This is a genomic window from Streptomyces huiliensis, from assembly GCF_020037025.1.
Lineage (GTDB): Bacteria > Actinomycetota > Actinomycetes > Streptomycetales > Streptomycetaceae > Streptomyces > Streptomyces huiliensis.
In genome coordinates, this window is the sequence record NZ_JAIQLH010000137.1 from 1 (window position 1) to 5,746 (window position 5,746).

At 76.7% G+C, this 5,746-nt stretch carries 2 protein-coding genes; both read left to right on the forward strand.

Annotation, left to right across the window (positions count from 1 at the left end; genetic code table 11):
* Nucleotides 1–1,824 (forward strand): type I polyketide synthase (locus JNW98_RS22560; protein WP_223770093.1); only part of this gene is annotated, 1,824 nt, incomplete at its 5' end.
* 50 nt (nucleotides 1,825–1,874) lie between these two features.
* Nucleotides 1,875–5,746 (forward strand): type I polyketide synthase (locus JNW98_RS22565; RefSeq protein WP_223770094.1); only part of this gene is annotated, 3,872 nt, incomplete at its 3' end.

Genomic DNA, 5,746 nt, shown 5'->3' on the forward strand with positions numbered 1-5,746 from the left:
GCCGCCTCGGCGCCCGGGCAGCCGGTCGGTGATGCCTCCGCCGAGGCCCCGGAGGCCGCCGAGCGGCTCGTCGGGGACGCCGCCGGCGCCGGCGCGCCCGTGCCCGACGTGGCGCTGTTCGCCCCGGCGCCCGGCAGGCCCGTGCGGGAGACCGTCGCCGAGACGCTGACGCTGCTCCAGGGGTGGCTCGCCGACGAGCGCACCGCGTCGTCCGTCCTCGCCGTGGTCACCCGTGGCGCGGTCGCCGCCGGGTCCGGGGAGGTCGTCCCGCACCCCGAACTAGCCGCCGTCTGGGGCCTGGTGGGTGCCGCGCAGGCCGAGAACCCCGGCCGGTTCGTCCTCGCCGACCTGCCGCCGGACGCCGACGCGTCCCCGGAGCTGCTCCGAGCGCTGCTCTCGGGCGAGCCCCAACTCGCCCTCCGTGACGGCGCCGTGCGCGTCCCGCGGCTGGCCGCCGCCCGGCTCGCCGCCGGCACCGAGCCGCCCGCGCTCGACCCCGACGGGACCGTCCTCGTCACCGGCGGCACCGGCGCCCTGGGCGCCCTCGTCGCCCGGCACCTGGCCGAACGGCACGGCGTCCGCCGCCTGTTGCTGCTCGGGCGGCGCGGGCCGGACGCCGACGGCGTCAAGGAGCTGACGGCCGGACTGGAGGCCCTCGGCGCCCACGTGGACGTCCGGGCCTGCGACGTGTCCGACCGAGCGGCCCTGGCGGACGCGCTCGCCACCGTGCCCGCCGGGCACCCGCTGACCGCCGTCGTGCACGCGGCCGGCGTGGTCGACGACGCCGTCGTCCCCGCCCTCACCGCCGAGCGCGCCGCCGCCGTCCTCGCCCCCAAGGCCGACGCCGCCCACCACCTGCACGAACTCACCCGCGACCGGCCGCTCGCCGCGTTCGTGCTGTTTTCCTCCGCCACCGCCACCCTCGGCGGCGCCGGGCAGGGGAGTTACGCGGCGGCCAACGCGTACCTCGACGCCCTCGCCGCGCACCGGTCCGCCGCCGGGCTGCCCGCCCTCTCGCTGGCCTGGGGGCCGTGGGAGGGCACCGGCGGCATGGCCGACGCGCTCGACGAGGCCGGGCGGCGGCGGATGCGCCGCTCCGGCGTCCTGCCGCTCTCCGCCGACGAGGGACTCGCCCTCTTCGACGCCGCCCTCGCCGGCGACCGTCCGGTGCTGCTGCCCGTCCGGCTGGAGACCGCCGCCCTGCGTGCCGCCTCGGCCCAACTGCCGCCGTTGTTCCATGGCTTGGTCCCGCCGCCCGTCCAGGCGGCCGGGGACGCGGGCCCGGACGCCGCCGGGGACCTGCGGCAGCGCCTCGCCGGGCTCGACGCCGCCGGCCGCGACCGGGCCCTGCTCGACCTGGTCCGCACCCAGGCCGCCCAGGTGCTCGGCCACGCCGGCGCCGCCGCGGTCGCCCCCGACCAGCCGTTCGAGGACCTGGGCTTCGACTCGCTGACCGCCGTCGAACTCCGCAACCGGCTCACCGCCGCCACCGGCACCCGCCTGTCCGCCACCCTCGTCTTCGACTACCCGACCGCCACCGCCCTCGCCCGGCACCTCCGCGAGGCGCTCCCGGCCGACGACGCCTCCGCCGCCCGGTCCGTCCTCGACGACCTCGTCCGGCTGGAGACCGCCCTCGCCGCGCTGCCCCCGGACGACCCCGACCGGGTCCGCGTCGCCACCCGGCTGCGGGCCGTCGCGGCCCGCTGGGACGACGACCGGCCGGCCGCCGCGGCCGACGACGAGCCGGCGTACGGCGCCGACCTCGCCGCCGCCGACGACGACGAGGTCTTCGACTACATCGAGAAGGAACTCGGAATCTCCTGACCGCTCGGAAACCGTGCCGTCGAAGTCGAACTGTGAAGGGTGTTGCGTCCATGGGGACCGAGGAGAAGACCGCCACCGGCGGTGGTGCGCCGCAGCGCACCGAGGACAAACTGCGCTACTACCTCAAGCGCGTCACCGCCGACCTGGGCGAGACCCGCCGCCGGCTGGAGGAGATGGAGGCCGTCGCCGGCGAGCCGATCGCCGTCGTCGGCATGGCCTGCCGCTTCCCGGGCGGCGTCGGCAGCCCCGACGACCTGTGGCGGCTGGTCGACGAAGGACGGGACGCCGTCGGGCCGTTCCCCGCCGACCGCGGCTGGGACCTCGACGCGCTCTACCACCCCGACCCCGACCACCCGGGCACCTGCTACGCCCGCGAGGGCGGATTCCTGCGCGACGCCGACCGGTTCGACGCCGGCTTCTTCGGCATCGGCCCCCGCGAGGCCCTCGCCATGGACCCGCAGCAGCGGCTGCTGCTGGAGACGTCGTGGGAGGCGCTGGAACGGGCCGGCATCGCCCCCGAGACGCTGCGCGGCAGCCGGGCCGGGGTCTTCGTCGGCACCGGCCACCAGGAGTACGGCGCGCTCCTCCAGCGCGCCACCGAGAACTTCGAGGGCTACCTGCTGTCCGGCAGCGCGGCCAGCGTCCTGTCCGGCCGGCTCTCGTACGTCTTCGGCCTGGAGGGCCCGGCCGTCACCGTCGACACGGCCTGCTCGTCGTCGCTGGTCACCCTGCATCTGGCCTGCCAGTCGCTGCGGCGCGGCGAGTCCACGCTGGCCCTGGCCGGCGGCGCGGCCGTCATGGCCTCACCGGGGATGTTCGTCGAGTTCAGCCGGCAGCGGGGGATGGCCCCCGACGGCCGGTGCAAGGCGTTCGCCGCCTCCGCCGACGGCACCGGCTGGGGCGAGGGCGTCGGCATGCTCGCCCTCGAACGGCTCTCCGACGCGCGCCGGAACGGGCACCCGGTGCTCGCCGTCGTCCGCGGCTCGGCCGTCAACCAGGACGGCGCCTCCAACGGGCTCACCGCCCCCAACGGCCCGTCACAGCAGCGCGTCATCTGGCAGGCGCTCGCCGACGCCCGGCTCTCCGCCCGCGACGTGGACGCCGTCGAGGCGCACGGGACGGGCACGAGGCTCGGCGACCCGATCGAGGCGCAGGCGCTGCTCGCGACGTACGGGCAGGACCGGCCCGCCGAACAGCCGCTGCTGCTCGGCTCGTTGAAGTCCAACATCGGCCACACGCAGGCCGCGGCGGGCGTCGCCGGCGTCATCAAGACGGTGCTGGCGCTGCGGCACGGCGTCCTCCCGCGCACCCTGCACGTCGACGAGCCGACCCCGCACGTCGACTGGTCCGCCGGCGCCGTCGAGCTGCTGGCCGAGCGGCGGGCCTGGCCGGACACCGGCCGCCCCCGGCGGGCCGGCGTGTCCTCCTTCGGCGTCAGCGGCACCAACGCCCACGTCATCCTCGAACAAGCGCCGGAGGAGGAACCAGCTCCCCGGGCCGAGGACGTGGGGGCGCTGCCCTGGCCGCTGTCCGCCAAGAGCGCCGGCGCCCTCCGCGCCCAGGCCGGACGGCTCGCCGCGCACCTCGCCGACCGGCCGGACGCCGACCCGGCGGCCGTCGGCTGGACGCTGTCCACCGGCCGGACGGCCTTCGCCCACCGGGCCGTCGTCGTCGGCGGACCAGCCGAACTCGCCGCCGGCGTAAGGGAGCTGGCGGAGGACGGCGTCTCGGCCGACGTGGTGACCGGCGAGGCCGCGGCCACCCACGACGGCGCCGTCTTCGTCTTCCCCGGCCAGGGCTCCCAGTGGGCCGGCATGGCCGTCGGCCTCCTCGACAGCAGCCCGGTCTTCCGGGAGAGCATCGAGGCGTGCGAGCGCGCCCTGACCCCGTTCGTCGACTGGTCGCTGACGGATGTCCTGCGCGAGGCGCCCGGCGCGCCCGGGCTGGAGCGCGTGGACGTCGTCCAGCCGGTGCTGTGGGCCGTGATGGTGTCGCTGGCGGCGCTGTGGCGGTCGATGGGCGTCGAGCCCGTCGCCGTCGTCGGGCACTCCCAGGGCGAGATCGCCGCCGCCTGCGTCGCGGGCGGGCTGTCGCTGGAGGACGGCGCCCGGGTGGCCGCGCTGCGCTCGCGGGCCATCGGGGAGATCCTGTCCGGCGCCGGCGGCATGGTGGCCGTCACCCTCGGCGCCGACGCCGTCGCCGGACTGCTGGACGGCCTCGGCGACCGGGTGTCCGTCGCCGCCGTCAACGGGCCGCTGTCCACCGTCGTCTCCGGCGAACCCGCCGCGCTGGACGAGCTGTTGGCCCGCTGCGAGGAGCGGGAGATCCGGGCCCGGCGCGTCCCCGTCGACTACGCCTCCCACTCCGCCCAGGTCGAGCGCGTCCGTGAACGCGTCCTCGCCGACCTGGCCGGCATCCGGCCGCGCACCGGGACCGTCCCCTTCCACTCCACCCTCACCGGTGACGTGTTCGACACCGCCGGGCTGGACGCCGGCTACTGGTACCGCAACCTCCGCGAGACCGTCCGCTTCGAGCCCGTCGTGCGCGGGCTGCTCGCGCAGGGGCACGGCGCGTTCGTCGAGTGCAGCCCGCACCCCGTCCTCACCGTCGGCATCGAGGAGACCGCGCAGGACGCGAACGTCCCGGCCGTCGCCGTCGGCTCGCTCCGCCGCGACGAGGGCGACCGGCGCCGCTTCCTCACCTCCGTGGCCGAGGCGCACACCCGCGGCCTCGCCGTCGACTGGACCCCGGCCTTCCCGCCCGCCGCCCGCCGCCTCACCGAGCTGCCCACGTACGCCTTCCAGCGGCGCGGCTACTGGGTCGAGACCCGCCCGGGCGACAGGGACCCGCTGGAGGAGCGGTTCTGGACGGCCGTCGCCGACGAGGACCACGACGGCCTCGCCGCCCTCCTCGAAGTGGCCGACGCGGACGAACTGGCCCGCCTGGACGCCTTGTTGCCGACCCTGTCGGCCTGGTGGTCCCGGAACGCCGAACACGCTCCCCAGGTACGGGAGGCGGAGGACTTCGACACGGCCGCGTCCCCGTTGCTAAGGCGACTGGAAGGACTGCCCGAGGCCGAACGGGTGCGAGTGCTGCTGGACTTGGTGTCCGCCCACGCCGTAGCCGTGCTCGGCCAGGACGTCCGGGTCGAGCCCGGACGGCCGTTCAACGAGATCGGGTTCGTGTCGCTCACCGCCGTGGAGCTCCGCAACCGGCTGCGCGCGGCGACGGGCCTGCCGCTCCCGGCGACGGTGGTCTTCGACCACCCGACCCCGGAGGCGCTGAGCCGCAGGATCCTCGCGGAGCTCTTCGGCGAGGCCACGCCGGACGTCCGGTCCGCTGTGACCACCGCGGCCGACGACGATCCGATCGCCGTCGTCGGCATGGCCTGCCGCTTCCCGGGCGGCGTGGCCGGCCCCGAGGACCTGTGGCGGCTGGTGGCGGAGGGGCGGGACGCGATCGGCACGTTCCCGGAGGACCGGGGCTGGGACCTCGAAGCCCTCTACCACCCCGACCCCGCCCACCCCGGTACCACGTACACCCGCGAGGGCGGCTTCATCGAGGGCGCCGACCGGTTCGACGCGGCCCTGTTCGGCATCAGCCCGCGCGAGGCCCTGGCCATGGATCCGCAGCAACGGCTGCTGCTGGAGACGGCCTGGGAGGCGTTCGAACGGGCCGGCATCGACCCGACGTCGCTGCGCGGCAGCCGCACCGGCGTGTTCGCGGGCTCCAGCGGCCAGGACTACACCGCGCTGGCGGCCGGGGCGGCGGAGGGCCTGGAGGGGTACGTCCTCACGGGCAACGCCGCCAGCGTCATCTCCGGACGGCTGGCCTACGCGTTCGGCCTGGAGGGCCCGGCCGTCACCGTCGACACGGCCTGCTCGTCCTCCCTGGTGGCCCTGCACCTGGCCTGCCAGTCGCT